The sequence below is a fragment of the Bradyrhizobium sp. 215_C5_N1_1 genome, from assembly GCF_052075935.1.
GTDB lineage: Bacteria > Pseudomonadota > Alphaproteobacteria > Rhizobiales > Xanthobacteraceae > Bradyrhizobium > Bradyrhizobium barranii.
On the sequence record NZ_CP197228.1, the window covers coordinates 3,290,940 to 3,316,504 of the forward strand.

Annotated in this window: 27 protein-coding genes and 1 pseudogene; 11 read left to right on the forward strand and 17 right to left on the reverse strand. The window is 64.4% G+C overall.

Annotation, left to right across the window (positions count from 1 at the left end):
• Window positions 1–52: 52 nt before the first annotated feature.
• Window positions 53–791 (forward strand): annotated as a pseudogene (locus tag AB7G19_RS15425) (tetratricopeptide repeat protein).
• Window positions 792–846: 55 nt separating this feature from the next.
• Here the strand turns inward: AB7G19_RS15425 and AB7G19_RS15430 are convergent.
• Entirely contained in the window at window positions 847–1,818 is a 972-nt protein-coding gene (locus AB7G19_RS15430) for a DMT family transporter (RefSeq protein WP_166091178.1), read from the reverse strand.
• 75 nt (window positions 1,819–1,893) lie between these two features.
• The gene (locus AB7G19_RS15435; RefSeq protein WP_028147494.1) at window positions 1,894–2,373 is read right to left on the reverse strand and encodes a PaaI family thioesterase; all 480 of its coding nucleotides are present in this window, start codon (window positions 2,371–2,373) and stop codon (window positions 1,894–1,896) included.
• A 185-nt stretch (window positions 2,374–2,558) separates the two neighbouring features.
• On the opposite strand from AB7G19_RS15435, the gene purL reads away from it, so the two are divergent.
• Window positions 2,559–4,769 carry a phosphoribosylformylglycinamidine synthase subunit PurL gene (gene purL / locus AB7G19_RS15440; RefSeq protein WP_166342513.1) on the forward strand — a complete coding sequence of 737 codons (2,211 nt, stop codon included), beginning with the start codon at window positions 2,559–2,561 and terminating at the stop codon, window positions 4,767–4,769.
• 121 nt (window positions 4,770–4,890) lie between these two features.
• On the opposite strand, the gene AB7G19_RS15445 is transcribed toward purL, so the two are convergent.
• A complete protein-coding gene (locus AB7G19_RS15445; RefSeq protein ID WP_166342512.1) occupies window positions 4,891–6,078 on the reverse strand; it encodes an acyltransferase family protein in 1,188 nt (395 codons plus the stop codon).
• Window positions 6,079–6,263: 185 nt separating this feature from the next.
• On the opposite strand from AB7G19_RS15445, the gene AB7G19_RS15450 reads away from it, so the two are divergent.
• Window positions 6,264–6,437 (forward strand): DUF1328 domain-containing protein, encoded by a 174-nt coding sequence (locus AB7G19_RS15450; RefSeq protein ID WP_028158427.1) that lies wholly within the window; start codon window positions 6,264–6,266, stop codon window positions 6,435–6,437.
• 38 nt (window positions 6,438–6,475) lie between these two features.
• On the opposite strand, the gene AB7G19_RS15455 is transcribed toward AB7G19_RS15450, so the two are convergent.
• Window positions 6,476–7,579 carry an alpha/beta fold hydrolase gene (locus AB7G19_RS15455; protein ID WP_354130338.1) on the reverse strand — a complete coding sequence of 368 codons (1,104 nt, stop codon included), beginning with the start codon at window positions 7,577–7,579 and terminating at the stop codon, window positions 6,476–6,478.
• Window positions 7,580–7,637: 58 nt separating this feature from the next.
• The gene (locus AB7G19_RS15460; protein WP_085404300.1) at window positions 7,638–7,997 is read right to left on the reverse strand and encodes a DUF427 domain-containing protein; all 360 of its coding nucleotides are present in this window, start codon (window positions 7,995–7,997) and stop codon (window positions 7,638–7,640) included.
• Between the two features lie 179 nt (window positions 7,998–8,176).
• On the opposite strand from AB7G19_RS15460, the gene AB7G19_RS15465 reads away from it, so the two are divergent.
• Together AB7G19_RS15465 and AB7G19_RS15470 are read left to right on the forward strand one after the other, a co-directional pair.
• On the forward strand, window positions 8,177–8,413 hold the full coding sequence (locus AB7G19_RS15465) for a BolA/IbaG family iron-sulfur metabolism protein (RefSeq protein WP_028147489.1): 237 nt from the start codon (window positions 8,177–8,179) through the stop codon (window positions 8,411–8,413).
• A gap of 26 nt (window positions 8,414–8,439) precedes the next feature.
• Complete coding sequence (locus AB7G19_RS15470; protein WP_354130337.1) at window positions 8,440–9,633, forward strand: low temperature requirement protein A; 1,194 nt, start codon at window positions 8,440–8,442, stop codon at window positions 9,631–9,633.
• A 226-nt stretch (window positions 9,634–9,859) separates the two neighbouring features.
• Here AB7G19_RS15470 and egtD read toward each other — a convergent pair whose 3' ends face one another.
• Together egtD and egtB are read right to left on the reverse strand one after the other, a co-directional pair.
• Window positions 9,860–10,831, reverse strand: coding sequence for an L-histidine N(alpha)-methyltransferase (gene egtD / locus AB7G19_RS15475; protein ID WP_354218234.1), 972 nt, complete (start codon window positions 10,829–10,831; stop codon window positions 9,860–9,862).
• A gap of 50 nt (window positions 10,832–10,881) precedes the next feature.
• A complete protein-coding gene (egtB, locus tag AB7G19_RS15480) occupies window positions 10,882–12,180 on the reverse strand; it encodes an ergothioneine biosynthesis protein EgtB (protein ID WP_354130335.1) in 1,299 nt (432 codons plus the stop codon).
• 238 nt (window positions 12,181–12,418) lie between these two features.
• Here egtB and grxD point away from each other — a divergent pair, with 238 nt between their 5' ends.
• From grxD to AB7G19_RS15500, 4 genes are read left to right on the forward strand one after another with little or no spacing between them, the layout of a single operon-like run.
• A complete protein-coding gene (gene grxD, locus AB7G19_RS15485) occupies window positions 12,419–12,745 on the forward strand; it encodes a Grx4 family monothiol glutaredoxin (RefSeq protein ID WP_354130334.1) in 327 nt (108 codons plus the stop codon).
• A gap of 3 nt (window positions 12,746–12,748) precedes the next feature.
• A complete protein-coding gene (locus tag AB7G19_RS15490) occupies window positions 12,749–13,300 on the forward strand; it encodes an O-acetyl-ADP-ribose deacetylase (protein ID WP_208072079.1) in 552 nt (183 codons plus the stop codon).
• Window positions 13,301–13,346: 46 nt separating this feature from the next.
• Window positions 13,347–14,633: a serine hydrolase domain-containing protein gene (locus AB7G19_RS15495; RefSeq protein WP_354130333.1), complete on the forward strand. Its 1,287-nt coding sequence runs from the start codon at window positions 13,347–13,349 to the stop codon at window positions 14,631–14,633.
• A 1-nt stretch (window position 14,634) separates the two neighbouring features.
• Window positions 14,635–15,897, forward strand: coding sequence for a serine hydrolase domain-containing protein (locus AB7G19_RS15500; protein ID WP_354130332.1), 1,263 nt, complete (start codon window positions 14,635–14,637; stop codon window positions 15,895–15,897).
• A gap of 138 nt (window positions 15,898–16,035) precedes the next feature.
• On the opposite strand, the gene AB7G19_RS15505 is transcribed toward AB7G19_RS15500, so the two are convergent.
• The 8 genes from AB7G19_RS15505 to murI all read right to left on the reverse strand — a co-directional run bounded on the left by AB7G19_RS15505 (window position 16,036) and on the right by murI (window position 21,534).
• The gene (locus AB7G19_RS15505; protein ID WP_354130331.1) at window positions 16,036–17,103 is read right to left on the reverse strand and encodes a threonine aldolase family protein; all 1,068 of its coding nucleotides are present in this window, start codon (window positions 17,101–17,103) and stop codon (window positions 16,036–16,038) included.
• 37 nt (window positions 17,104–17,140) lie between these two features.
• On the reverse strand, window positions 17,141–17,335 hold the full coding sequence (locus tag AB7G19_RS15510) for a type II toxin-antitoxin system RelE/ParE family toxin (protein ID WP_244623240.1): 195 nt from the start codon (window positions 17,333–17,335) through the stop codon (window positions 17,141–17,143).
• An 85-nt stretch (window positions 17,336–17,420) separates the two neighbouring features.
• Entirely contained in the window at window positions 17,421–17,648 is a 228-nt protein-coding gene (locus tag AB7G19_RS15515) for a hypothetical protein (protein ID WP_135215423.1), read from the reverse strand.
• Window positions 17,649–17,757: 109 nt separating this feature from the next.
• Entirely contained in the window at window positions 17,758–18,375 is a 618-nt protein-coding gene (rpsD, locus tag AB7G19_RS15520) for a 30S ribosomal protein S4 (RefSeq protein WP_071912408.1), read from the reverse strand.
• A gap of 199 nt (window positions 18,376–18,574) precedes the next feature.
• Window positions 18,575–19,342, reverse strand: coding sequence for an acyltransferase (locus tag AB7G19_RS15525; RefSeq protein ID WP_208087607.1), 768 nt, complete (start codon window positions 19,340–19,342; stop codon window positions 18,575–18,577).
• Window positions 19,343–19,448: 106 nt separating this feature from the next.
• Window positions 19,449–19,832: a cupin domain-containing protein gene (locus AB7G19_RS15530; RefSeq protein ID WP_354130330.1), complete on the reverse strand. Its 384-nt coding sequence runs from the start codon at window positions 19,830–19,832 to the stop codon at window positions 19,449–19,451.
• A 69-nt stretch (window positions 19,833–19,901) separates the two neighbouring features.
• Entirely contained in the window at window positions 19,902–20,675 is a 774-nt protein-coding gene (locus AB7G19_RS15535; RefSeq protein WP_028147477.1) for an HpcH/HpaI aldolase family protein, read from the reverse strand.
• Between the two features lie 61 nt (window positions 20,676–20,736).
• Window positions 20,737–21,534 (reverse strand): glutamate racemase, encoded by a 798-nt coding sequence (gene murI / locus AB7G19_RS15540; RefSeq protein WP_354130329.1) that lies wholly within the window; start codon window positions 21,532–21,534, stop codon window positions 20,737–20,739.
• A 169-nt stretch (window positions 21,535–21,703) separates the two neighbouring features.
• On the opposite strand from murI, the gene AB7G19_RS15545 reads away from it, so the two are divergent.
• Both AB7G19_RS15545 and AB7G19_RS15550 read left to right on the forward strand, forming a co-directional pair.
• Window positions 21,704–22,255, forward strand: coding sequence for a cytochrome b (locus AB7G19_RS15545; RefSeq protein WP_354130328.1), 552 nt, complete (start codon window positions 21,704–21,706; stop codon window positions 22,253–22,255).
• Between the two features lie 297 nt (window positions 22,256–22,552).
• A complete protein-coding gene (locus AB7G19_RS15550; RefSeq protein WP_354130327.1) occupies window positions 22,553–23,194 on the forward strand; it encodes a glutathione S-transferase family protein in 642 nt (213 codons plus the stop codon).
• Window positions 23,195–23,208: 14 nt separating this feature from the next.
• Here the strand turns inward: AB7G19_RS15550 and AB7G19_RS15555 are convergent, their stop codons facing one another.
• Window positions 23,209–24,015 (reverse strand): Crp/Fnr family transcriptional regulator, encoded by an 807-nt coding sequence (locus tag AB7G19_RS15555; RefSeq protein WP_071912420.1) that lies wholly within the window; start codon window positions 24,013–24,015, stop codon window positions 23,209–23,211.
• 259 nt (window positions 24,016–24,274) lie between these two features.
• Entirely contained in the window at window positions 24,275–25,387 is a 1,113-nt protein-coding gene (locus AB7G19_RS15560; protein ID WP_354130326.1) for a SecDF P1 head subdomain-containing protein, read from the reverse strand.
• Between the last annotated feature and the right edge of the window lie 178 nt (window positions 25,388–25,565).

Sequence of the window (25,565 nt, forward strand, 5' to 3'; positions counted from 1 at the left end):
GCGAGTTGCGGTATCAGGAAGCGTGCGCTGTCGTTGTGCTCCCGGATGTCACATGCCCGTCGCTTTGGTCGTTCTGCTGCTCGATATCACACTGATTTATCACGCGTCGCGAACCGGGCGGTTGCAGCCCTGGGCCTTCATCATCCTGATGGTGCCGCTGATCGGCGCGCTCGCCTACATCGCGGTCGAACTCGTCCCTGAATGGTTTTCCAGCCCCGGTGCGCGACAGGCGCGTCAGCGCGTTGCCAATCGGCTCGATCCGGAGAAGCGTTATCGCGAGCTGTGCGACCGGCTGGCGGCCACCGACACCATCGCCAACCGTGCGGCGCTGGCCGAGGAATGCGCAAAGGTCGGCCGCTTCAGCGAGGCCGAGCAGCATTACGGTCACATCCTGAGCTTGCCGATGGGCCACGACCCCCGCTTATGCCTTCGGCAAGGCGCAGGCCGAGTTTTCCGCCAAGCGTCCGGCCGATGCGCTGGCGACGCTGGACGATCTTCAGAAGCAATGGCCGGACTTCGATTCCGCCGACGCGCATCTGCTCTACGCCCGCGCGCTCGCCGAGGTCGGCCGGCTCGACGAGGCGCTGGAGGAATATCACGCCGTCGCCGGCTATTTCCCCGGCGCCGAGGCGCGGGTGCGCTACGGCATGCTGCTCCAGATGGTCGGCCGCAGCGCCGAGGCGCGCGTGGTCTTCAACGAGCTCCTGATCCAGATGCGGCGCGCGCCCAAATATCTGCGCGACGCCCAGGCCGATTGGCTCTCGATCGCCGAGAAGCAGATTTCGACCTGAGCGGTCTTATTGTTTGAGCATGATCTTATCGGAAAACTGCTGCGCACTTTCCGGATCATGCCTTGCGCAGCTTCAGCCGTTCCGCCGGCACCGTCATCGCGGCGACGCCGGCCATGACCAGCAGAAGTCCCAGCGCGAGGTTCGACGGCACGCTCTCGCCGAGCAGCAGCACGGACAATCCGACGCCGATCGGAATGCGCAGATAGCCTTGTGCGTTCGTGGTCAGCGTGCCGAGCCGGCCGAGGCAGACGTAGAACAGCATCAGCCCCAGCGCGCTGGAGACGATGCCCATGACGATGGTGGCGACGATTGCCGTCGGCGTCGGATGCAGCGTCCAGGGCTGGTCGATGATCAGCGCGGGCGGCAGCAGCACGAGGCCACCGAATAGCAGCGAGCCGGTTGCGACCACCATCGGATCGTATTCGGAGAGCCGCAAGCCAAAGATGGTCGCGCAGGCAAAGGAGATGGTGGCGAGCAGGATCGCGATCTCCGCCACGATCTCGCTGCCGAAGCCGCGCAGCGCGTCCAGCCCGACGATGGCGATCGTGCCGGCGAGGCCGAGAATTGCGCCCGCGAGCTTCAGTAGCGTGGCCGGCTCGTGCCGCGTGATCAGCGAGGTGATCAGGAAGGCGAAGATCGGCGTTGTCGAGGCCAGCACCACCGTGTTCGACGCCGGGACATATTGCTGCGACCAGGTGATGACCAGGAACGGAAAGGTCGAGTTGATCAGCTGCTGGACTGCGAACAGCTTCCAGGCCTTCGCATCCGTCGGGAGCTTGAGGCCGCGCATCCACAAGATCGCGAACAGGAAGGCGAACGCGATCAGCGAGCGCGCCGAGATGAAGGTGATGGGCGGGATCGTGGGAAGCGCGAGCTTCGCCAGCGGATAGGTCGAGCTCCAGCAGCAGGCGAGCGCGAACAGCAGCGCATAGTCGCGCCAGTTACGGGCGCCGACGGCGGTCATGGATGGCAATGGCGCTGACGCGGAGGGCGCTGTGTGGCCCGATCCGGATGTGCTCTGCGGCACCTTGTTCTTGCTCCCCCGCGCAAAAGCGCTTTCAGCAAGTCTGGGCGAGGGGGCGCGAAAAGGGAAGGCGTCGAGCTATGCGTTTGGCTGGAGTGCGGGCTTCCGCTTCACCCGCTTGATCGTGCCGGAGAAGGTAAACAGCGGCCGCCCGGCCGAGGTCAGCTTGCCCCGCAGGAAGATCAGCGAGCCGCCGGCGCGGGACACTTCGCCGACGCATTCGACCAGCTCGCCCTCGCGGGCCGCGTCGAGGAAATCACAGGCGAAATTCGTCGTCACGGCCGGGCCATCCAGCTCGTGGGTGGCGATCGCGAACAGGCAATAGTCTGCGAACGCCATGAAGCAGCCGCCATGGACGTTTCCGGAGCCGTTGAGGTGCTTTTTCTCGACCCGGAACGCCGAGCGGACGCTGCCGTCGTCCTCGATTTTGTGCCAGAACGGGCCGATATGGCTCTCAAAACTGTCGCGAATCCAGGTCCGCCAGCCCGTGAACTCGCCATCGGTGGCGACGTGCAGGTCCGGGCGGCGGGTGGAGGGGACTTTGGTCAATTCGTGCAAGGAAATGGGCCTTCAATTACGGGTCTTTAGTCCTTAAATCCGATCCGTCAGCGCCTTGCAATTCCCGTTCCCGCCGACCGCCTGCCCGCAAAACGTGGGACAGCGGGAAAATGCGCCATAAAGGGCTTTTCGTAGGCCCCCGATCTTCCTAAGAACGGCAAAACGCCGCCGAAAGCCCCGAATCCATGAAGAACGAACCCAAGATCACCCCCGAACTGGTTGCCGCCCACGGGCTCAAGCCCGACGAGTACGAGCGCATCCTGAAGCTGATCGGGCGGGAGCCGACCTTCACCGAGCTCGGCATCTTCTCGGCGATGTGGAACGAGCACTGCTCGTACAAATCCTCGCGCATCCATCTGCGCGGCCTGCCGACCAAGGCGCCCTGGGTGATCCAGGGCCCCGGCGAGAATGCTGGCGTGATCGATATCGGCGACGGCCAGGCCGTGGTCTTCAAGATGGAGAGCCACAACCACCCGAGCTACATCGAGCCCTACCAGGGTGCGACCACCGGCGTCGGCGGCATCTTGCGCGATGTCTTCACCATGGGCGCGCGTCCCATCGCCTGCCTCAATGCGCTGAGCTTCGGCGCGCCCGAGCATGCCAGGACGCGGCATCTCGTCTCCGGTGTCGTCGCCGGTGTCGGCGGCTATGGCAATTCCTTCGGCGTGCCGACGGTCGGCGGCCAGGTGCGCTTCCACACCCGCTATGACGGCAACATCCTCGTCAACGCGATGGCCGTGGGCCTCGCCGACGCCGACAAGATCTTCTATGCGGCCGCCTCCGGCGTGAACATGCCGATCGTCTATCTGGGCTCCAAGACGGGCCGCGATGGCATCCACGGTGCCTCGATGGCCTCGGCGGAGTTCGACGACAAGTCCGAGGAGAAGCGCCCGACCGTGCAGGTCGGCGATCCCTTCGCCGAAAAACTGCTGCTCGAGGCCTGCCTCGAGATTATGGAGAAGGGCTGCGTCATCGCGATCCAGGACATGGGCGCGGCCGGCCTGACCTGCTCGGCGGTCGAGATGGGCGCCAAGGGCGACCTCGGCGTCGACCTCGATCTCGACGCGGTGCCGACCCGCGAGACCGGCATGAGCGCCTACGAGATGATGCTCTCGGAAAGCCAGGAGCGCATGCTCATGGTGCTCAAGCCCGAGAAGGAAAAGGAAGCCGAGGCGATCTTCAAGAAGTGGGGCCTCGACTTTGCGGTCGTCGGCTACACCACGCCGAGCAAGCGTTTCGTCGTCAAGCATGGCGGCGACGTCATGGCCGACCTGCCGATCAAGGAGCTCGGTGACGAGGCGCCGCTCTACGACCGCCCGCATAGTCCCTCTGCCGCGCTGCCTGTGGTGCACGCGCGCGAGGTGCCGGCGCCGATGGGCGTCGGTGCCGCGCTGGAGAAGCTGATCGGCACGCCCGACATGTGCAGCAAGCGCTGGGTCTGGGAGCAATACGACCACGTCATCCTCGGCAACACCTTGCAGCGTCCCGGCGGCGACGCCGCCGTCGTGCGCGTGCAGGACGGGCCGAAGGGTCTGGCGCTGACCGTCGACGTCACGCCGCGCTATTGCGAGGCCGATCCGTTCGAGGGCGGCAAGCAGGCGGTGGCGGAAGCCTGGCGCAACATCACCGCGGTCGGCGGCAAGCCGCTCGCGATCACCGACAATCTCAATTTCGGCAACCCTGAACGGCCCGAGATCATGGGCCAGTTCGTCGGCTGCCTGAAGGGCATCTCGGAAGCCTGCCGCACGCTGGACTTCCCGGTCGTGTCCGGCAACGTCTCGCTCTACAACGAGACCAACGGCCGCGCGATCCTGCCGACACCTTCGATCGGCGGCGTCGGCCTGCTCGACGACTTCACCAAGTCCGCGTCGCTCGCCTTCAAGGCCGAGGGCGAGGCGATCCTGCTGGTCGGCGAAACCCACGGCTGGCTCGGCCAGTCGGTCTATCTGCGCGACATCTGCGGTCGCGAGGAGGGCGCGCCGCCGCCGGTCGACCTCGCGGCCGAGAAGCGCAACGGCGACTGCGTGCGCGGCATGATCCATGCGGGCACTGCGACCGCAGTGCACGATCTCTCCGACGGTGGCCTCCTGATCGCGCTCGCCGAGATGGCAATGGCCAGCGGCATCGGCGCAAAACTGCTGGCGGCGCCGGCGGCGCTCGTGCCGCAGGCCTATTGGTTCGGCGAGGACCAGGCGCGCTATCTCGTCACCGTGCCGGAAGCGGACGCCGGCCGCGTGCTGGCCAAGATGCGCGGCTGCGAGGTGCCCTGCGTGCGCATCGGCACCACCGGCGGCGATGCGATCGCGATCGCTGGCGAGGCGCCGGTGTCGATCGATAGCTTGCGGAAATCATTCGAGCGCTGGCTGCCGGAATATATGAGCGGGAAGGCGGCGTAAGGCGCCGCCACACACTCCGTCATTGCGAGGAGCAAAGCGACGAAGCAATCCAGACTGTCTCCGCGGAGAGACTCTGGATTGCTTAGCTACGCTCGCAATGACGGGTGGAGAGACCTCGGCCTCACAAAACGTGTGACGCGCCCGGAATCTTCCGCAACATTGCCGTCAGTCCCCAGCTCAGCATCACCGTGAGCACGAAGCCGATCCCGGCCTTGAAGATCGCAGGCCACGAATAGTCGAACAGCACATACTGGATCCACAGCGCGATCGGGTAGTGCACCAGGAACATGCCGTAGGCGTCCGCCTGCATGCGGTCGAGCAGGTTCGGCCCCGGCGACTTCTGGTGCAGGAAGAAGGCGAGGATCGCGAGCAGGATCGCGGCCGAGAACAGCACGACGAACGTGCCGTAGATCGCCTGATACCAGTCCGGCAGCACGTTGGGATTCCCGAGGATTGCGCGCTTGATGTAGATCATGCACCACATCAGGCAGTAGGGTACCAGCGTGGCGATCACCCACATCCATCGGTTCTTCGGCAACTGGCCCTCGGCGCTGAGGATGCCGCGATCGAAGTTGGCGGCACCGACGCTGACGCCAATGAAGAAATAGGCGAAGTAGAGCAGGACGCGGCTCGCCTGCACCGAAAACGGTCCGAACTCGAACCATTTGTTGGCGCCGAAATGGACCAGCGCGGGCACGTAAACGACGGCGGTGACGACGGCCAGCAGCAGCCAGAACACGGCCGGCTGGTCAAAACCGCGCAGCGAAACGCGGTTGACCGGATCGACCAGGTGGGCTGAGACCCGGTAGAGCAGGCTCGCGGTCAGGTCGAACGCCAGCAGCACCCACACGAACCAGATCGGCCCGCTCGGCCACGGCCCGACGGTGATCGTCTTCCACCAGAACGAAGCGAAGGTCAGCTCGGGATCGTGCCGCAGCGCGATCGCGTAATAGGCGATCGGAATGACCGTGAATGCCGCGATCACGAACGGCAGCCCGAGCCGCAACAGGCGGTCGCGCAGGAAAACCTGTGGCGCCTTGCGCGCGATGCCGGACCACGTGAACAGTCCCGACAGGAAGAAGAACATCGCCATGAAGAAGCTGTCGGTGCAGAGCACGACGACGTCGAAGCCGATCCAGGACGCCGGGTCGGTGTGACCGAAATAGGTGTAGGGAATGACGGCGTGGTGCAGCAGCACCACCAGCGTGAGGAAGGTGCGGGTCCGATCGAGCGACAGATTGCGCGCCTTGGCCTTCGGCGCGGCGTGCGCCTCTGCGCCGATCGTCGCGGAATGTGACATCGTCATCATGGTCGCCCCGATTGCGCTCCTGCCCTCTCGCCGGACTGTGCCGCTGGGAACCGGATTCAGCAAGCGCAGTTTGTGCCGGGCCTTGCCCGCGGAGCGCCCTCAGGAACCAGTTCCGCGCAGCGAAGTTAGCGTTCGCGAATAGGTTGAGGGCCGCAAAACATGCGGCATTTTAGTCGGAGTTGGTTATGACGATCCTGAAATGGGCGCTGATCTTTCTCCTGGTCTCGATCGTGGCCGGCGTGCTCGGCTTCACCGGCCTCTCGGCCGCCTCGGCCGATGTCGCCCGCTTCCTGTTCTATATCTTCGTCGTGATCTTCCTGGTGCTGCTGATACTGGGGCTCACGATCTTCAGGGCATAGCCGGGCTGCCGCTCAAATGGGGGCCGGGGCGCCGGCCCTCAATTGCCGGCGAATGGCATGACGCGGGCCATCAGCTCAGCCAGGAACTCATCAGGACGATCGAACGGAATGAAATGATCGCCGCCGCGAACCCACACAAATTCCTTATGCGGGGCCGTGATCTCCTTGAAATATTGCTCGGCGGGTTCGCCCGGGGTCACGCCGTCCGCGTCGCCCTCAATGAAGAACATGGGGATCGAAGATCTGAATCCCATCGAGGCCATGTCGCTCTGAAACATCGGCCCGTTCCGCCCGGTCAGATATTTGGTCGAGAAGGCGACGCCCTTGCGCCAGTTGTACAAGTCGAGCAGCGAGACATCCGGCATGAAGAGCGGCGGGATGGGACCGGCGAACTGGAAGCCACCGGCGGGCGGCAGACCCAGCGCGTTGCTCCATTTGTCCGCAATCAGGCGATTTTCCGAGGTGAGGGTCGGCTGTGAAGCGATCGGCGCCAATTCCGCCAGGGCTTCGCCATTGTTGGCGGATGCCGCAAGCCGTTGCAGGCGCGCGATCGTGAGCTCGAATGCCTTCTCGAAGGTCGTCCTGCCAACCACCTGGCCCGTGCCGACATAGGCCGAGAACAGATCCGGGCGTTGCTTCACCATGTGAATTCCCAGGAACGAACCCCACGAATGCCCGACCAGGACGATCCTGTCCTTGTGCAGATGCGTGCGCAGATGCTCGGCCAGCTCGACGCCGTCCTGCGTCATGCGCTCCAGTGTCATGGTTGGCGCCAGCGTGTCTCCGGCGGCGCCATACGTGCGGCCGGTGCCTCGCTGGTCCCATTGCACGATGGTGAAGTGCTTTTCCCAGGGGCGCCAACCCGACGACATTGGCCAGCTGGACCCTCCGGGCCCGCCGTGGACGAACAGGAGGACCGGGTTATCCCGATCCTCGCCGCGGATTTGAATCCATTGCTTGATTCCGCCGATGTCGACGAACCCTCCCTCCTGCACGCCCTTCGGTGAGCGGATCGCGAGGGTTTCGGCAGCAAGATGCTGGCGATAGGCGCGAAAACCCAATCCGGCGGCGGCCACCACAATGAGGATACCGGCCACGCCCAGCAACGAGACCCCAATCAGTCTTGCGGCTTTGCGCGGCATCTTGAGCCTTGTGTCGACTGAGAGGAAGCGACCTGCGATCGCCTCCGGCGCGACGAGCCTACCCCACTTCCTCGATCTTCACCTTGTCCGGATAGAAGGCGAGATGGCCGGAAATCTCCGTCATCGCGGGGAAGGGCGTCTCGTAGGTCCAGATCGCGTTGTCGAGCGTCTTGCCGTCGGCCTTGACGCTGTAATAGCTCGCGTCCCCTTTGTAGGGGCAATGGGTGACGCGGTCGGTGCGCTCCAGCACCGCCATGTTGGCGTCCTCCCGCGGCACATATTGCACCGCCGGATATTTGGCCTCCTTCAAGATCAGTGCCTTGCTGGTCTCGGCGATCACGATGTCGCCGGCCGTGACGCGGACGCGTCGGGGATTCTGGGTAATGGTGATGGGGTGGTCGGGCCCTGGAAGCTTCATGATTTCACGCCTTTTCGATCAATCTTGCGCGCGCGGCACTTTGTCGTGCCTTTATCCGGATGGGATCAGGGATATAGTGCCGGAATGCGTGACGTAGAAGGCCGTTCACGCTAAGTTTGGCCCTGCCGGTCCGGGGACCCCGGCAAGCGATTCGAAGCCGAGACAGGAGCAAGACCCGAATGCCCATGGACGCCCACGATATCGAGGCGATGATCAAGGCAGCGATCCCCGATGCCGAGGTGACGATCCGTGACCTCGCCGGCGATGGCGACCACTATGCCGCGACCGTGATCTCGGAATCCTTCCGCGGCAAGTCCCGCGTCCAGCAGCACCAGATCGTCTATCAGTCCTTGCAAGGCCAGATGGGCGGCGTGCTGCATGCGCTGGCGCTGCAAACCGGGGTACCGGGGGCCTGATCTGATCGCGTGACGGGGGGATGACGATGGCTGCGGACAATCCTCGCGGCGCGATGTTTCGCGTCATCGCTCCGAACCAGCACAGCCGTGTCACCAATGCCGAGCTGTTCTTCGACCTCGTCTTCGTCTTCGCCGTCACGCAGGTCTCGCATACGCTGCTGCACCATTTCACCCCGCTCGGCGCGGTGCACGTCACGGTGCTGTTCCTCGCGGTGTGGTGGGTATGGGTCTACACAGCCTGGGTCACCAACTGGCTCAATCCCGAGCTGACCCCGGTCCGCATCCTGATCTTCCTGATGATGCTGGGCGGCCTCGTGCTGTCGACCACGATCCCGACCGCGTTCGAGGGGCGGGGCCTGTGGTTCGCGATCGCCTACGCGACCATGCAGGTCGGACGCACCGCCTTCTGGCTGTTCGCGACCCCGCGCCATCGAACGGCCGTCCGGCACAACGCGATCCGCATTCTGGTCTGGCTCTCTGGCTCCGCGATCTTCTGGATCCTCGGCGGTCTCGCCCATGACGAGGCGCGGCTGTGGTTCTGGATCGCGGCGCTCGCGATCGAATACGTCTCGCCCGCGGTGCGCTTCTGGGTCCCGAAGCTCGGCTTCTCGTCGGTGGAGGCCTGGGCCGTCGAGGGCGGCCACATGGCCGAGCGCTGCGCCGGCTTCATCATCATCGCACTCGGAGAAGCCGTCGTCGTCAACGGCGCCACCTTTGCCGAACTGGACTGGACCGCGGACAACATCCTCGCCTTCGTCTCGGCGCTGGCCGGGGCCATCGCGATGTGGTGGGTCTATTTCCACAAGGGCGCGGAGGCCGGCTCCGAGCGGCTCTCGAAATCCACCGAATCCGGCCGGCTGGCACGGATGGCCTATACCTATCTGCACATGCCGATCGTCGCCGGCATCATCCTGACCGCGGTGTCGGACGAGCTGGTGCTGAAGCATCCGACCGGCCATTCCGATATCAGGACCATCGTGAGCACGGTCGGTGGTCCCCTGGTGTTCCTGGTCGGCACCATCCTGTTCAAGCACGCGATCCGCGGCTTCCTCCAGCTCTCCCACGGCATCGGCATCATCCTGCTACTGGTGCTGTGGTGGTTCGCCGCCGATCTCTCGCCGCTCTGGCTGTCGGTCGCGTCGACCGTGATCATGATCGTGGTCGCTGTGTGGGAGTCGATGTCGCTGGGGTCGAAGCCGGAGGAGGCAGAGCAGCATTGAATTTGGAGCGGTCTGAGCGAGCGCCTCGTCCTTCGAGACGACCGCTGCGCGGTCTCCTCAGGATGAGGCTAATCGGCATAGGCGCCCGCTGAAACTGCTGCCGCGCGCGCCGTCCTCATCCTGAGAAGCCCGCCGAAGGCGGGCGTCTCGAAGGATGCGCCGCAGGAAAACGCTTTGAAATACATAGCTCCCCGGACGGCCAGTCGAGCGGGAAGCGCCGGAGCCTCTACTCCGCCGCCTCCAGCGCGTGCACCGAAAACATCTTCGCCGCGTCCGTCCAGCTTTCGCGCACCTGCCAGCCCGCGCCCTGCGCCAGCGCAGCAAAACGCTCGAGGCTGTACTTGTAGCTGTTCTCGGTGTGGATGCTCTCGCCGGGGCGGAACGAGAAGCTGGTGCCGAGCAGGCGCACGGTCTGGCTCTTCTTGCTGATCAGATGCATCTCGATCCGGTGCCGCTCGCGGTTGTAGATCGCGCGATGGGTGAAGGCGGACAGGTCGAAATTGCCGCCGAGCTCGCGGTTGATGCGCACGAGCACATTGAGGTTGAAGCGGGCGGTGACGCCGGCGGCATCGTTGTAGGCGTCGTGGAGGACGCGCTCTTCTTTCTCGAGGTCGGCGCCGATGATCATCTGCGCGCCCTTGCCCAGGATCTTGCGGGCGCTCTTCAGGAAGGCCTGCGCCTCATGCGGCTCGAAATTTCCGATGGTCGAGCCGGGGAAGAAGCCGACCTTGGGCATCGATGCGACGGCCTTGGGCAACTCGAACGGCGTGGTGAAGTCGGCCGCCACCGGATAGATGGCGAGCGTCGGGAAGTCCCGCTTCAGGCCGTTCGCCTGCGCCTTCAGGAAGTCGCCGGAGATGTCGACGGGTACATAGGCTGCGAACTTGCAGTGATCGAGCAGCAGGCGGACTTTCGTGGTTGCTCCAGCGCCGAACTCGACCAGTGCCGCATGCTGCGGAATGATCTTCGCGATCTCGCTGCCGCGCTCCTTCAGGATCGCAAGCTCGGTGCGCGTCGGGTAATATTCCGGCAGGCGCGTGATTGCCTCGAACAGCTCCGAGCCGGTCGCGTCGTAGAAATATTTCGGCGACAGCTTTTTCGGCTGCTGCGAGAGGTCCTCGATGGCCTCGCGGGCGAAAGCGGTGGTCTGCTCGTCGGGGAGATGGGCTTCGGCCAAAGCGCTGGCGTGCACATTCATGATACTCTCCTGAACGCGCTGTCCGGCGCGCATTTATCGTCGGATGAAAACTAGACGTAATCGGCGAGCCGCAGTCCGGTGAACTGCCAGCGATGGTGCGGATAGAAGAAATTGCGATAGGTAATACGGCTGTGGCCCTCGGGAGTTGCAAGCGAGGAGCCGCGCAGCACCAGTTGGTTGATCATGAACTTGCCGTTGTACTCCCCGAGCGCGCCTTCGATGGCGCGGTAGCCGGGGTAGGGCGAATATGAAGACCGCGTCCACTGCCAGACAATGCCGAAGGCGTCGTTGAGCTGGCCGGCACGCGCAGCAACCTCCCATTCCATCTCGGTCGGCAGATGCTTCCCAGCCCAGCGCGCAAACGCATCGGCCTCGTAATAGCTGACGTGGCAGACCGGCGCGTCCGGATCGACCGGCTTGAGGCTGGCGAGCGTCATCATGTGCCACTGGCCGTCGATCTCGCGCCAATGGCCGGGGGCGTCCCAGCCTTCGTTGTTGGCGGTGGCAAAGCCGTCCATCAGCCACAGCGTTGCGGTCCGGTAGCCACCGTCGCGCATGAAGGCGAGCCACTCGGCGTTGGTGACGAGATTGCGTGCGACCCTGACCGGACCGACGAGGGCGCGATGCGCCGGCTTCTCATTGTCGAAATGAAAACTGTCGTCGACATGACCGACGGTGTGGATACCCTCGTTCAGCGTCAGCCAATCCTCACCCGCGCGTGTCGAAGCCGGGAAGCGCCAGTCCGGATCATAGGCCGGCGGGATCGGGTTCTGCGCGAAAGCATGCAGGATGTCGGTGAACATCAATTCCTGATGCTGCTGCTCGTGATTGAGCCCGACCTCGACGAGCGGCGCGATCTCGCGAAGCTTGTCCGGGCCGACCTCGCGGAAGAATTTGACGACAGCCGCATCGACATATGTTCGATAAGCGCCGACCTGATCGGCGCTGGGACGGGTGATGTCGCCGCGGTGATTGCGGGAATGACGCGGGCCGGCGCTGACGTAATAGGAATTGAACAGGAAAGCGAAATCAGGGTGGAAGGGCCGGTAGCCAGGGGCGTGCTCGCCGAGCAGAAATTGCTCCCAGAACCAGGTGGTATGGGCCCGATGCCATTTCGTGGGGCTCGCATCCGGCATGGATTGAATCTGTTGGTCTTCGGGCGACAGCGGCTCGGCCCGGCGCTCGGTCTCGTTGCGGACGGCGAGAAATGCCTCTTCCAGCCCCTGGGCGAGGCCGCGCGGGTCGGCCGACGGTGACGAAAGCGGCGGGGTGGCCGTAGCGGAGGCTGATTTCGTCACGTTTTTCTCCAGACAGGACAAGAGAACGTTGTTGGCGTTGCCCGGTTCCAAAACCTGGGTTCGTCCTAGATAGGGGCTCCGTTACGGTATGAAAGTCCTCCCCGGCGATGATATTCGTGGCATCATGTAATGGGGCCGGCGTGGCCTGGACCGGCCCCAAGGGCTGTTCGCCGCCATTTTACTTTGGATGCACAACGGTTTGGGCTACATATATAGGCAGGTATCGGGTTAAATCGGCTGAGCCGGCCCGGAGTGATTGTTGAGGGCTCCGCCCCAGAAGGACACGGATATGAGCATCGCGGAATTCATCGCCAACGAAGTCAAGTCGAACGACGTGGTTCTGTTCATGAAGGGAACGCCGCAGTTTCCGCAGTGCGGTTTCTCCGGCCAGGTCGTCCAGATCCTCGACCACATCGGCGTTGGTTATAAGGGCCTCAACGTCCTCGAATCCGCCGAACTGCGTAACGGCATCAAGGAATATTCGAACTGGCCGACCATTCCGCAGCTCTATGTGAAGGGCGAGTTCGTCGGCGGCTGCGACATCATCCGTGAGATGTTCCAGGCCGGCGAACTGCAGCAGCTGCTCTCCGAGAAGGGCGTCGCCGTCGCGGCCTGACACGTGACCCAGCTGACGCGCCGCATTGGCGGCGCCGAGCTCGAGGTTATCGTCGCTGACATCACGACACTCGGCGTTGACGCCATCGTCAACGCCGCAAATTCGTCTCTCCTTGGCGGAGGCGGCGTTGATGGCGCAATCCACGACGCTGCCGGTCCCGAGCTTCTGGCCGAGTGCCGGACGCTCGGGGGATGTCCGACCGGCGATGCCAAGATCACGAAGGGCTACCGTCTGCGCGCGCGACATGTGATCCACGCAGTCGGCCCCGTCTGGCACGGCGGCAGCCGCGGCGAGGCGGATTCGCTGCGTTCCTGTTATCGCCGTGCGCTTGAGCTCTCCCAGGCCAATAGACTGAACTCTCTAGCCTTCTCCGCGATCTCGACCGGGGTATATCGCTTTCCGGCCGACCAGGCCGCGAAGATTGCGGTCCACACGACCATTGAAGCCCTGCCGGCTACGCCGCTGGTCACCCACGTCATATTCTGTTGTTTCTCGGAGACAAGCGCCGCGCTCCACACGGACGTTCTGGCGCGGTACAGCAGCCCTTGTGCCTGATGACGTGGTCAGTACACTCCGCTCGGCCACCTTCCGGGGAGGGGATATGAATTCACATTTCGGACTGCGTGCGTTGATTTGCGGCGCACTGGTGTCGCTGGGTGCGATGTCGCTCGCGCGCGCCGAAGGCACCTACGAGATTCCGGCCGGCGCGCATTTCAATCAGGACAAGCTCGCCAAGGTCAGCGAGTTCTTCAACAACGAGGTCGCGACCGGCAAGATCGCCGGCGCGACAGTGCTGATCAAGCAGCACGGCAAGCCGGTCTTCCGCGAAGCCTTCGGCGTGCAGGACGTGGTGAGCAAGGCGCCGATCACGGACCAGACCATCTTCCGCCTGTTCTCGATGAGCAAGGCGATCACCTCCGTCGTTGCGGTGCAGTTGATCGAGGACGGCAAGATCAAGCTCGACGATCCCGTCTCGAAATACATTCCGTCCTTCGCCAATGTGAAGGTCGGCGTCGAGAAGAAGGCCGACGACGGCACCAAGTCGCTCGAACTCGCGCCGCTGAGCCGGCCGATGACGGTGAAGGATCTGATGACGCACACGTCTGGCGTCACCTATGGCTTCTACGGCGACAGCCTGGTCCGCAAGGCCTATCGCGACGCCAAGATCTATGACGGCGATTTCGATCTCGCCGAGTTCGCCGAGCGCATCGCAAAACTGCCGTTGCACAACCAGCCGGGCGCGCTGTGGCAATACGGCCATTCCACCGACATTCTGGCGCGAGTCATGGAGGTCGCAACCGGCAAGCCGCTGCTCGAGATCGAGCGGGAGAAGCTGCTCGATCCGCTCGGCATGGTCGACACCGGCTTCTTCGTCACCGGGCCCGAGAAGCAGAAGCTTCTGGCGCAGCCGGTGCCGAATGACGCCGATTTTCGTGTCGGCCGGATCAATGATCCGACGGTTGTCAAAAAGATTCAATTCGCCAGCGGCGGCATGGTTACGACCATGGCGGACTATGAGCGCTTTGCGCAGATGCTGCTCAATGGCGGCAGCCTCGACGGCAAGACCATCCTCAAGCCCGAGACGTTCAAGCTGATGGTGACCGACCAGGTCGGCCCGACCTCGGGGGTCAGTCGCGACTATTTCTATTTCCCCGGCGACGGGTTCGGCTTCGGCCTCGGCCTTGCGGTCCGCACCGATCCCGGCAACGCCAAGCCGCCGCCGCCCGGCGATCTCGGGGAATTGAAGTGGGACGGCGCCTCCGGTTGCTATTTCGTCATCGACCCCAAGCAGGACATGTTCTTCGTGCTGCTGGAGCAGACCCCGACCGAGCGCCAGCGCGTGCAGCGGACATTGAAGCAGTTGGTTTATGAAGCAATGGAGAAGTGACATGTTCGGGCGCCGCGCGCTGATCGCGGCGCTCGTTCTTTTGTTCGGTGCAGGTGGTGCGCAGGCGGGCTCCGAGGGGCGCGCCCACACTTTCTCGCCAGAAGGTCTGGCAAAGGTTTCCGACTACATCAGGAGCGAGGTCGCAGCCGGCACCTTTCCGGGCGCGATCCTGCTGCTCCAGCAGCACGGCAAGCCGGTCTATTACGAGAATTTCGGCGTCCGCGATGTCGCCACCGAGATCTCGATGAGCGCGGACACGATCTTCCGGCTCTATTCGATGTCGAAGCCGGTCACGACAGTCATGGCGATGATGCTGGTCGAGCAGGGCAAGCTCTCGCTCGATGATCCCGTCGCAAAGTACATTCCGGCCTTTGGCGCGATGAAGGTCGGTGTCGAGACGAAGGCCGAGGACGGCAAGGCTGCGCTGGCGCTGGAGCCGCTCAGTCGCCCCGTGACGATCGAGGATTTGATGCGCCACACTGCCGGGCTGCCCTACGGCTATTATGGCGGGGGCTTGGTGAACAAGCTCTATGCCGACGCCGGTCTCTTCGACAACAAAGCTTTGACCAACGCCGAACTCGTCGCGAAGATCACCACGCTTCCGCTCGCCGAACAGCCCGGCACGAACTGGGACTATGGCCACTCCACGGACGTGCTCGGCCGCATCGTCGAGGTCATATCGGGGAAATCGCTGTTCGCGTTCGAGAAGGAGCGGCTGCTCGATCCGCTCGGGATGACGGACACCGCATACTATGTCGCCGATCCTGCCAAGTGGCCGCGCATCGCCGAGCCGATGCCGCAGGATCGCGCGATCAGTCCGATGACGCAGGTCCGCGATCCCCGGAAACCGCTGAGGTGGGAGTCGGGCGGCGGCGGCCTTGTCGGTACGGTCGGTGACTACGCGCGCTTCTCGCAGATGCTGCTCAACGGCGGCAGCTATGAAGGCCGGCGCTATCTCAAGCCGGAGACCATCGCGCTGATGGCGTCGGATCATATCGGCCCCGCGACGAAGATCGCGCGCGATCAGAATTACTATCCGGGCGGAAGCTCCGGCTTCGGCCTCGGTTTCGCGGTGCGCACCTCGGTGCCATCAGGGACATCGTGGCCGCTTGGCGAATATCGCTGGGACGGCGTCGGCGGCACCTTCTTCTTCATCGATCCCGAAGACGATCTGTTCGGGATCTTCATGGTGCAGACCCCGTCGCAGCGCGGCCGGATTCAGCTCGCGTTGAAGACGCTGATCTATCAGGCGATGGGGCGGTAGCTAGCCGCCTTCGTAGCCCGGATGGAGCCAACGGGTCGGCGCGAAGCGCCGCCCGATGACAGGCTCCGCGCAATCCGGGAACATCTTTCCGCGAGGCGAGGACCCCGGATTTCGCTGCGCTCCATCCGGGCTACGGACTTACGCCCCGCGCACGATCTCGCGCACGTACCCGATCGTTTCCTCGACCTGGGCCGCATTGACGTCGAGATGGGTGCAGGCGCGGATGCGGCCGTCCATCATCGCGAGCGTCACGCCGCGCTGGCGCAGTGCGGCGACCATCTTGTCGCCGGCAATTCCGGCGCCATCAGGCTTGAAGAACACGAGATTGGTCTCGGGCTCCTGCACCTCGACGCCTGCGATCTGCGACAGGCCGCGGGCGAGCGCGCGCGCGTTGGCGTGGTCGTCGGCGAGACGGTCGACGTGATGGTCGAGCGCGTAGATGCAGGCGGCCGCGCAGACGCCGGCTTGCCGCATTGAGCCGCCGAGGCGCTGTTTCCACTGCCAGACCGCGTCGATGAAGGCGCGCGAGCCCGCCAGCACGCCGCCGATCGGCGCGCCCAGGCCTTTGGAGAAATCGATCCACGCCGAATCCCACCCCGCCGTCATGTCGCGCGGGGAGATGCCGCTTGCGACGGTGGCGTTGAGCAGGCGCGCACCGTCCATGTGGGTGACGAGGCCGTGCTGCTTGGCGATCGCGACGATCTCGTCGAGCGCTGCCTTCTTCCAGATCGTGCCGCCGCCGATATTGGCGGTCTGCTCGACGCTGACGACGGTCTGCGGCGGCTGGTAGCGCGTCCGCGGATGCAGTGCCTTGCGAAAGGTCTCCGGCGTGAACTGGCCGTCGGGTCCCTTGAGCTGGGTCACCTGGAAGCCGCCGATCGCGGCATGCGCGCCGCCCTCGCGGGCGATGATGTGCGCGCTCTCGTGGGCGAGGATCTCGTCGCCGGGACGGCAATGCACCAGCGTCGCGGTGACGTTGCACATCGTGCCTGAGGGCATGTAGACCGCGGCTTCCTTGCCGAGCAGCGCGGCGACGCGCTCGCACAGTGCGTTCACGGTCGGATCGTCGCCGAGCTGCTCGTCGCCGACCTCCGCTCGCGCCATCGCCTCGCGCATCGCAGCCGTCGGCTTGGTCTGCGTGTCCGAAAGCAGATTGATGCGCACCGGCGGCGCCTTGGGATCGATCGGGGGAGGGGTATAGAGCATCAACTTGCTCCCTGAGGGGAATGGCACTCGCTCGCGGTCAGCGAGCTCTGGGTGGACGCCGGGCGGCGTGACGAAACCGCATAATAACGATTTCTGTCTCGGTCACACGATAATCGATCAGATAGGGATAAGGGTTGACCGGCAAGCGACGGACGTATGCACGCGTAGTCGTTCGCCCTGCGTGGGGGTAGGTCTCTAGCAATGCTATGAGAGCGACAATGCGGCCGCGCACGTGGCCCGCGCCTTGGGGCGAGTGCGCCTGATGTAGGTCAGAATTTGGTCGATTTGGGCGAGCGCCCGCTTCGTATAGCGGACCTTTACAGCCCGTGCTTAGCCCACATCGCGCGGACTTCGTCGGCGCTGGCCAGCTCGCCGCGGGCGATTTCGGCTTCGGCCTCGGCGAGATCTGCCTCTTCCGCCGCCGTCAGCTCGATTGGTGGCTGATCGACCCCGGCAAGCTCAAGCAGGGTCCGCGCCAGTTCGTCCTGCTCTGAATCGGGCAGCCCGGAAACTTTGCTGAAGGCCTCTTCCAGAAGACGAGTCATGCTCAACTCCGCGATGTGCAATCATAGCACAGATGGCCTGTGGGAATCGCCGGCTCAAACAAAAAGGCCCCGGTGAACCGGGGCCTTTGAATGTCGTTCTGCCGAACTATCAGCGCGAATAGAATTCGACGACCAGATGCGGCTCCATCTGCACCGGGAACGGCACGTCGGAGAGGCCGGGGATGCGCACATACTTGGCGGTCATCTTGCCGTGGTCGACTTCGAGATAGTCGGGGGTGTCGCGCTCGGGGAGCTGGCTGGCTTCGAGCACGTGGGCGAGCTGCTTGGAGGCTTCCTTGACCTCGATCACGTCGCCGATCTTGAGCTGGTAGCTCGAGATGTTCACCTTGCGGCCGTTCACCTTGACGTGGCCGTGGTTGATGAACTGGCGCGCGGCGAAGATCGTGGAGACGAACTTGGCGCGGTACACGACCGCGTCGAGACGACGCTCCAGGAGACCGATCAGGTTCTCGCCGGTGTCACCCTTGAGGCGGCTCGCCTCGACATAGATGCCGTGGAACTGACGCTCGGAAATGTTGGCGTAGTAGCCCTTCAGCTTCTGCTTGGCGCGCAGCTGCACGCCGAAGTCGGAGAGCTTGCCCTTGCGGCGCTGGCCGTGCTGGCCGGGGCCGTACTCGCGGCGGTTGACGGGGCTCTTCGGGCGGCCCCAGATGTTCTGGCCCATACGGCGATCGAGTTTGTACTTCGCCTCACTGCGCTTAGTCATCGCGTCCTCTTCAGGTACATGGTTTGAGGAAACGCGCCCTCCTGTGTGACGGGCTGGGCCCGGCACTGACAGGTCCGATCCCCAAAGCTTAAGGGAGAGGACCACGGGTCGCGAAACGCTTCGCGGGCCGAAATCGGCCCGCGAGCAGGCGGCTTTTAGGTGAGTTTGGGCCGTTCTGTCAATGCGAATAGCCCCGAAATCATGTCCGGACCGCCCGGATCGGCTTCGGCCCGGCCGCGCGCAATTCGGCAGCGATTTCAGTGTTAAGGACCTGTTCCAGCCGGGTCAGGACCCGGGCAATGGGGGCGGCGTCGGTGACCCGGTGGTCCCAGCGGATCACGACATGGATGGTCTGGTCGCCCTCGACCACCCCATAGCTGACGATGAACGGGCCCGGCGTGATGGGATGGAGCTCGCCGCCGCCATAGGCAGCCACCGAGCTCACGGCAAAACTGCCGAACCAGTTGCCGCGCTGCCGGCCGAAATTCAGCCCGACCGCCCAGCACAGCCGCCGCAGCGGCAGCGGCAGGCGGGTGGCCCGCATGACCTTGCGGAACATGGGAACCTCTTCGACCGGGGCCGTCTTGGCACGCCGGATTTCGGCGTCCACCGCGGCCAGCGCCATGGCTTCGGGAGCCGCGATTCGCTGCGGCATCACGCATTCCTCGCCGTCTTGGACCCGGGCGATCGCCACCGACGCCACGCTATTGGGCAGCTCGTAGAGCATCGGCCAGGGCCATTTGGCGTAGACGGTGCGCAGGACCGGCTCGTCCCTGGCGACCAGGGCAAAGGCCTTGACGAACATTGCGGCCCAGCCGGAGGGCGCCATCGCTCCGGCACGCGCCTCCAGCAGGGGGCGGATATTGAGGGGGCGGGAGAGCGAGACGAATGGCACGTCCATCGACGCCCGCATGAGGTCGCAAATCAGGCGGCGCGGCAGCGAAATGGTCTTGGGCGTCCCGCGCATGGGTCTTTCGGTTCCTGCGGACTAAAATATGTGCAGTGAGCGGGTGGCCCGCTCGCCGCGTGCTCTAGCACGAACCAACCCGCCTGGGGCCGGTCGGTTTGCCGCATCAGGGCGCCGGCGAGGCCAGCGGCTTGGTCTTGTCGACGATATAAACTCCAAGCACTTTCATGGTCTTGTCGCCATGAGCCTTGGCGTCGTGCACGACGCCTGCCGGGATCTGGTAGGAATCCCCGGCTTTCAGGGTTTTCTCCGGCTGGCCGTCGATGAGGAGATTCAGCTCGCCTTCGAGCACGTAGCCGGTTTCGACCCCAGGATGGGTATGGCGTCCGGCCGCGCCGCCCGCCGGGACCTCTGCGATGGCGGTGACGGTGTTGTAGCCGTCGGGAAATTCGACCTTCTGCAGTGGGGTCCGCTTGATGCCGGTCTGCTGGGCGAAGGCCGCAACGGCGAGGCTGGTGAAGGCGAGAGCGAGCAAAGTCTTTTTGAGCATGGTTCTTCCTCCCTGGAACCGCCGACCCTAGCAGCGTCGCAGTTCCCGGCAAGGCCGCGATCGGCTCGTTCAGCGCTTGATTCCCTCGAACGCCGCCATGATGCCGCGCTGGAACAGCGACCAGTCGAAACCCAGCGCGATCGCGCGATAACCGCGGTCGACCAGGGCGTTGGCCTGGTCTGCGGTGCGGGCGACGCCGCCGATCGGCACGCCGCTTTTGAGGATGCCGGCCTCGGCGCGGGCGACCAGCTCCAGCAATTCCGGATCGTCCATCTGCCCGCGCTTGTTGATGGACGTCGCGAGATCGCCGGGGCCGATCACCGCGACGTCGATGCCCGGCGTCGCCATGATCTCGTCGATGCGATTGACGGCCTCGACATGCTCGATGGTGATCATGCAGATCATCTCGTCGTCGGCACCGGCCATGTAGTCCGGCATCGACTGGCCCCAGCGGAACGGCGCGTGGAACGGACCCCAGAGACGATCGCCGCGCGGCGGATAGCGCACGCTGCGCACCGCCTTCTCGGCTTCGGCGCGATTGGTGATCATCGGGAAATTGATGCCGAAGGCGCCGATGTCCATCGGCGCTTTCGCAAGCCACGGCTCGTTAGCCGCGATCCGCACCAGGGGCGTGCATGGCGTGCCTGTCGTGGCCGCAATCATCGCATGCGCTTCGGTCAAGCCAATCGGGCCATGCTCGAGATCGACGATGATCCAGTCGAGCGAGCGCGCCATGATCTGTACGGTCTGCACGCTCGGGATTGTCGCGATTGCGCCGAAGGCGGGGCGCCCTTCGCTCCACAATTGGCGGAGGCGATTGAGCGGCGTTGCGGGGACCGGCATGGGGATGAACCTGCGAAGATGGCGACGGCGAAACCTAGCAGCGCGCCGTCGAGGCGCAAGGTCAGACCAGTGCGCGTCCGCCGAAGAACGGCGTCAGCGTGGCCGAAAGCCCATGCACGCGGTTCGAGGTGAAGATCATCTCGGCGCCGGACTGCGCGATGCCGCCGATTTGCGCGCCGAGCAGGTCGGAGACGCGGCGGGCGATGGCGGGCGCGGGGTCAATCCATTCGACCGGCCAGGGCGCGAGCGTCTTCATCCGGTCGAGCAGCAGCGGATAGTGCGTGCAGGCGAGCACCACGGTGTCGGTGCGCGATGTCGCGTCCGCGGGATCACCGACGAAGCAGGGGGCGAGTTCGGCGAGGATGTCGCCGTCGCTGATCGGATGGCCGCTGAGCGCGGCTTCTGCCAGCGAGGCGAGCTCGGGCGAGCCGACCAATGTCACCTCGCAACCCAGCGCGAAATCGCGGATCAGCGCCTTGGTGTATTCGCGCTTCACCGTGCCCTTGGTGCCGAGCACCGAGACGCGGCGGCTCTTCGACTGCGCGCAGGCGGGCTTGATCGCCGGCACGGTGCCGACGAAGGGCAGGGAATAAGCGGCGCGCAAGTGAGATAGGACCAGGGTGGACGCCGTGTTGCAGGCGATGACGACGAGGTCAGGATCGTGCGTGCCAATCAGTTCGCCCATCAGCGGCACGACACGGGCGATGATCTCGTCCTCGCTGTGGTGGCCATAGGGGAAGAAGGCATCGTCGGCGACATAGACAAAATGCGCGTCCGTGCGCGCGGCCACGACCTCGCGGAGCACCGTGAGTCCGCCAAGGCCGGAATCGAACACCAGGATCGTCGGGGAATAGGTCACGTCGCTACCTTAAGGGCACCATGGTTACCATTCGGTTTTTGGGGCGGTTTTGCGGCGGGGCCGCTTGGGACCAATTTGGAACGATTCAATTTCACGGTTGCCGCAAGTTCCCGCTATCAGCAGCTGCGCTGCGGACGGGGACATATCCGCAAAACTCCGGAGAGCCGATATGATCAGAAATACCAGTAACGGCTGGGGCAGCGTTTCCCGGTGGCTGCACTGGATTTTGGCGCTGGCCATCCTCGCCATGATCGGCTTCGGCTGGTGGATGAACCACATCCCGGCGCGTCCCGACCGCTTCTTTTACCGCTCGATCCACGCCGATATCGGCTATGTGATCCTGCTGCTGACCGTGCTGCGCCTGGTCTGGCGCGCCGTCAACCCGACGCCCGCGATGCCGCCTGAAACCTCGCGCTGGCAGAAGATCGCGGCCCATGTCAGCCACGGCGCGCTCTATCTCGTGGTCATCCTGGTCGCGATGCTGGGCTGGGCGCATTCCGGCGCGCGTACGCCGGATTATTCCGATTTCTTCGGCCTGTTTCACGTGCCGCAATTCACCTCTCCCGACCGTGCGGCGGCGGGCGCCTATGAGGACCGCCACATCCTCTTTGCCTATGTGCTGCTGGCGCTGATCGCGATTCACGTGATCGCTGCCCTCTGGCACCACTTCATCCGCCGCGACCGCGTCGTGGCGCGGATGGTGACGGACGAGGCGGGGTAGGTCTCGTGTCCCGGACGCGCTGCAGCGTGCAACGCTGCTGCGCAGAGCCGGGACCCAGGAGGCCACGGTACCGACCGCAACATGGGCCCCGGCTCTGCAGCGCATCACTTCGTGCTGCGCTGCGTCCGGGGCACGAGAGCAAAGTGTCAGGGCATGCTCTCTCCACCTCGTCATTGCGAGCGCAGCGAAGCAATCCAGAGTCTTTCGCGTGGCAGTCTGGATTGCTTCGCTGCGCTCGCAACGACGGGTTAAGATGCGGCGTCACGGCAGGTCCAACTCACGGTCGCAGGAGACGCCATGCTCACCGTTCACCATCTCGGCAAGTCGCAATCCGAGCGCATCGTCTGGCTCTGCGAGGAACTGGGAATTCCCTACGAACTGAAGCGCTACGCGCGCGATTCCGTCACCATGCTGGCGCCGCCCGACTACAAGGCGCTGCATCCGATCGGGAGTGCGCCCGTGATCACCGACGGCGACCTCGTGCTCGCCGAGTCCGGCGCCATCGTCGATTACATCATGGCCAAATACGGCGATGGACGCCTTGCGCTCCGCCCTGATCATCCTGATTTCGCGCAGTTCCTGTACTGGTTTCACTTCGCCAACGGTACGCTGCAGGCCGGCATGGGCCGGCTGATGATCCTGAACCGGCTCAAGCTCGCCGAGGACAATCCGATGCTGGTCGCGAGCAGAGGGCGTACCGACCGCGCCTTCGACCTGGTCGATGCGCGTGTTCGCGACGCCGAATATCTGGCGGGCGACACCTTCACCACCGCCGACATCATGATGGGCTTCTCGCTCACCACGATGCGCCACTTCCAGCCCTATGACCTGTCGCGCTGCCCGAATGTGATCAAATATCTCGGCCACGTCGGTGCCCGCCCGGCCTACCGGCGCGCGATGGAGAAGGGCGATCCGGGAATGGCGCTGCTGCTGAGCTGAGCCGCGGCGCCGGTTCACGCGATCCGGTTCGTGGTCGTTGACCGCTCGCTCGCCAGCTGCTTCTGCAAGCGGTCGATGTTTTGCAGCAGGCGCTGGCTGGTCAGCACCAGGAAGTAATAGCCGAACTGCGGGTCCTGAAAATAGATCTCGAGCAAGCGGTCATAGGTGATCGTCAGCACCTGTCCGTCCTCGACGCATTCGATCGTTCCGGTGCGCCGGTTGTCCGGCGTGAGGAAGCCGAGCTCTCCCATGAGAGCTCCGGGCCCGATCTCGACATTGATCTCCTTGACCAGGAACTTGCCGGTGACCGTGAGGAGCATCTCCTTGGCGGGATCGCCCAGTTTGAAGAGCGTATCGCCACTGCGATATCTGCGCTCGGTCATGAACGGCTTGAGCCACTCGATCGACATGTCGCCTTCGGCCGCATGACGCGCCTTCTTGACGAGCTTGAGCATCTGCCGCAGGCGCAGGGCGTTGATCGGAAGCAGCAGCAGATAGAGGAGGAAGGTCGAGACGTTGGCCGAGAGCGCGCCGAAAACGGCGAAGAACGCACAGCCGACCATGTTGGCGACGCGCAGCGGCACCATCGTCCGCATCAGGAGGGTGGCGACGAAGAAGCCGGCGCCGACCGCGGCGAACAGATTGGCCAGCGTAATGTTTTGGACAAAGATCTCCAGCAACCGGTTGAAGATCGCGTCGTAGGTGACGTTGTTGGGATCGAGGCCCATCTGGACCAGGATCTTTGCGATCCTGAGGTTGTCCGTCGCCGCATCGAGAATGCGGTCGAGGATCGAGGAAATGTCTGCGCTGCCGGACGGCATGTACTAACCCCGCGTAAGGCCTTCAGTCCTGGTCGGTATGCTCGACACGTATAGCCGAAATCGAATGACGACCGCTTGAAATGAAGCCTTCGGCCGCCATGCCGCAAGAGGCAAATTTTAGCCTGATCGGGCGTTTCGGCAATTGCCCGTTGGTTGTGCGCATGGCCGTCGCGCGCCCGTGATTCGGGGCCCCCGGGGCGCGGGCTTCGGCGTCGTGGACCGTGGCGCCCCGACGGGGCGGGGCGCAGGGCGACCAGCCTTACGGCTTGGCGGCGGGCTGCACGACCTGCTGCTCGACGAGGTCGAGGTGCCCCGGCAGCGAACCGGCGCGCAGCAGCATCGCGACGCTATTGGCTTCCTCCAGGGTGAAATTGCCGGAGATCTGGCCGGAGCCGCCGGTGATGGGCTCGCGGATCACGGGGGCGGAGATCACCTTGCCGTCGAGCACGATGGCGAAGGGCCTTCCGATGTTCTCCTCGGTGACGTGGGCAAAGCGCCGCGTGCCGCGGCCGTTGAAGCGGAACGAGGCGATCGGGTCTTTCGTGCCGCTGGCAAATCCCGGGCCGGCATAGCTGATGTCGTCGCCGTCGAGCGCGCTGTCCTTGGCGACCAGGTAATGGCGCTCGTCCTTGAAGCCGGGCAGGACTTCGGTGCCCGTGGGCGGCGTGCCGGATTGCGCCTGCTCCGCCGGCATCGAGACGTCGATCAGGCGGAAGCTGACCTTGACCTTCCTGGCGAAGACCGCGGTCACGCGGGCGGGCTCCATCATGCCCGGGATGAAAATGCGGATGCGATCCGTACCATCCGGCAGGACACTGGCGAGGTTGATGCCGGCATCCTTGAGGCGCTGCTCGATCATGGCGATGGAATCTTCAACGAGATCGCGCAGCCGGGCCGCGGATGCGGCATCGGTCGGCGCGAGCCTGACCAGTCCGTCGCCGCCATCGGTCACCGTGAGCGCGTGCGATGGCAATCCCTCCGCGGCCGACGCGAGCTTGCGTGCGAGCTGCTCGCGGCCCTTGGCATCCGCGATCTTCACCTCCACGCCGGCGTCGCGGATCGCAAGACCGGAGAAGGCGATCTTGCCCTCGCGCAGGGTCTTGTAGACATCGTCGCGCAAATCCGTGACGACGCTCTCGCGCAAGCCGTCGGTATCGACCCTGTAGACGACGCGCGAGCCGCCCAGCTTCTCCATCTTGTCGGCGACGAAGGCGGCGATCCTGGCACGCATCTTGTCGAACTGGCCGTCCTCGGCGCGCGCCGCGCGCGGCAGGACGATCGCCGAAGTCATGATCGCTGAAGTCATGATCGCCGAGGTCACGGCGAGCGCGACAATCAGCCGTGTGATGCGGTGCCGCGGGGGCGTGGTCATGATTTCCTCAAGTCTTGCGGCAGGACGCTGGCAGGGGAGTCCGATGCATGTTCTTGGTCCCCGGATCGGGCGGGGAGGTTCAATGGCCTCGAAGACGCGTGCTACGGCCGTAGCCGTTCGGCCATGGACGAACGCTCAATCATCCATCATTCTGTCGGCGCTCGACCGGCTATCGGCC

What these genes read in the sequence shown, in the direction of transcription:
- purL (WP_166342513.1), top strand. Translation starts at nt 2,559, where the DNA reads ATGAAGAACGAACCCAAGATCACCCCCGAACTGGTTGCCGCCCACGGG.
- AB7G19_RS15445 (WP_166342512.1), bottom strand. Translation starts at nt 6,078, where the DNA reads ATGATGACGATGTCACATTCCGCGACGATCGGCGCAGAGGCGCACGCC.
- AB7G19_RS15450 (WP_028158427.1), top strand. Translation starts at nt 6,264, where the DNA reads ATGACGATCCTGAAATGGGCGCTGATCTTTCTCCTGGTCTCGATCGTG.
- AB7G19_RS15455 (WP_354130338.1), bottom strand. Translation starts at nt 7,579, where the DNA reads ATGCCGCGCAAAGCCGCAAGACTGATTGGGGTCTCGTTGCTGGGCGTG.
- AB7G19_RS15460 (WP_085404300.1), bottom strand. Translation starts at nt 7,997, where the DNA reads ATGAAGCTTCCAGGGCCCGACCACCCCATCACCATTACCCAGAATCCC.
- AB7G19_RS15465 (WP_028147489.1), top strand. Translation starts at nt 8,177, where the DNA reads ATGCCCATGGACGCCCACGATATCGAGGCGATGATCAAGGCAGCGATC.
- AB7G19_RS15470 (WP_354130337.1), top strand. Translation starts at nt 8,440, where the DNA reads ATGGCTGCGGACAATCCTCGCGGCGCGATGTTTCGCGTCATCGCTCCG.
- egtD (WP_354218234.1), bottom strand. Translation starts at nt 10,831, where the DNA reads ATGAATGTGCACGCCAGCGCTTTGGCCGAAGCCCATCTCCCCGACGAG.
- grxD (WP_354130334.1), top strand. Translation starts at nt 12,419, where the DNA reads ATGAGCATCGCGGAATTCATCGCCAACGAAGTCAAGTCGAACGACGTG.
- AB7G19_RS15495 (WP_354130333.1), top strand. Translation starts at nt 13,347, where the DNA reads ATGAATTCACATTTCGGACTGCGTGCGTTGATTTGCGGCGCACTGGTG.
- AB7G19_RS15500 (WP_354130332.1), top strand. Translation starts at nt 14,635, where the DNA reads ATGTTCGGGCGCCGCGCGCTGATCGCGGCGCTCGTTCTTTTGTTCGGT.
- AB7G19_RS15505 (WP_354130331.1), bottom strand. Translation starts at nt 17,103, where the DNA reads ATGCTCTATACCCCTCCCCCGATCGATCCCAAGGCGCCGCCGGTGCGC.
- AB7G19_RS15515 (WP_135215423.1), bottom strand. Translation starts at nt 17,648, where the DNA reads ATGACTCGTCTTCTGGAAGAGGCCTTCAGCAAAGTTTCCGGGCTGCCC.
- rpsD (WP_071912408.1), bottom strand. Translation starts at nt 18,375, where the DNA reads ATGACTAAGCGCAGTGAGGCGAAGTACAAACTCGATCGCCGTATGGGC.
- AB7G19_RS15525 (WP_208087607.1), bottom strand. Translation starts at nt 19,342, where the DNA reads ATGCGCGGGACGCCCAAGACCATTTCGCTGCCGCGCCGCCTGATTTGC.
- AB7G19_RS15530 (WP_354130330.1), bottom strand. Translation starts at nt 19,832, where the DNA reads ATGCTCAAAAAGACTTTGCTCGCTCTCGCCTTCACCAGCCTCGCCGTT.
- AB7G19_RS15535 (WP_028147477.1), bottom strand. Translation starts at nt 20,675, where the DNA reads ATGCCGGTCCCCGCAACGCCGCTCAATCGCCTCCGCCAATTGTGGAGC.
- AB7G19_RS15545 (WP_354130328.1), top strand. Translation starts at nt 21,704, where the DNA reads ATGATCAGAAATACCAGTAACGGCTGGGGCAGCGTTTCCCGGTGGCTG.
- AB7G19_RS15550 (WP_354130327.1), top strand. Translation starts at nt 22,553, where the DNA reads ATGCTCACCGTTCACCATCTCGGCAAGTCGCAATCCGAGCGCATCGTC.
- AB7G19_RS15555 (WP_071912420.1), bottom strand. Translation starts at nt 24,015, where the DNA reads ATGCCGTCCGGCAGCGCAGACATTTCCTCGATCCTCGACCGCATTCTC.
- AB7G19_RS15560 (WP_354130326.1), bottom strand. Translation starts at nt 25,387, where the DNA reads ATGACCACGCCCCCGCGGCACCGCATCACACGGCTGATTGTCGCGCTC.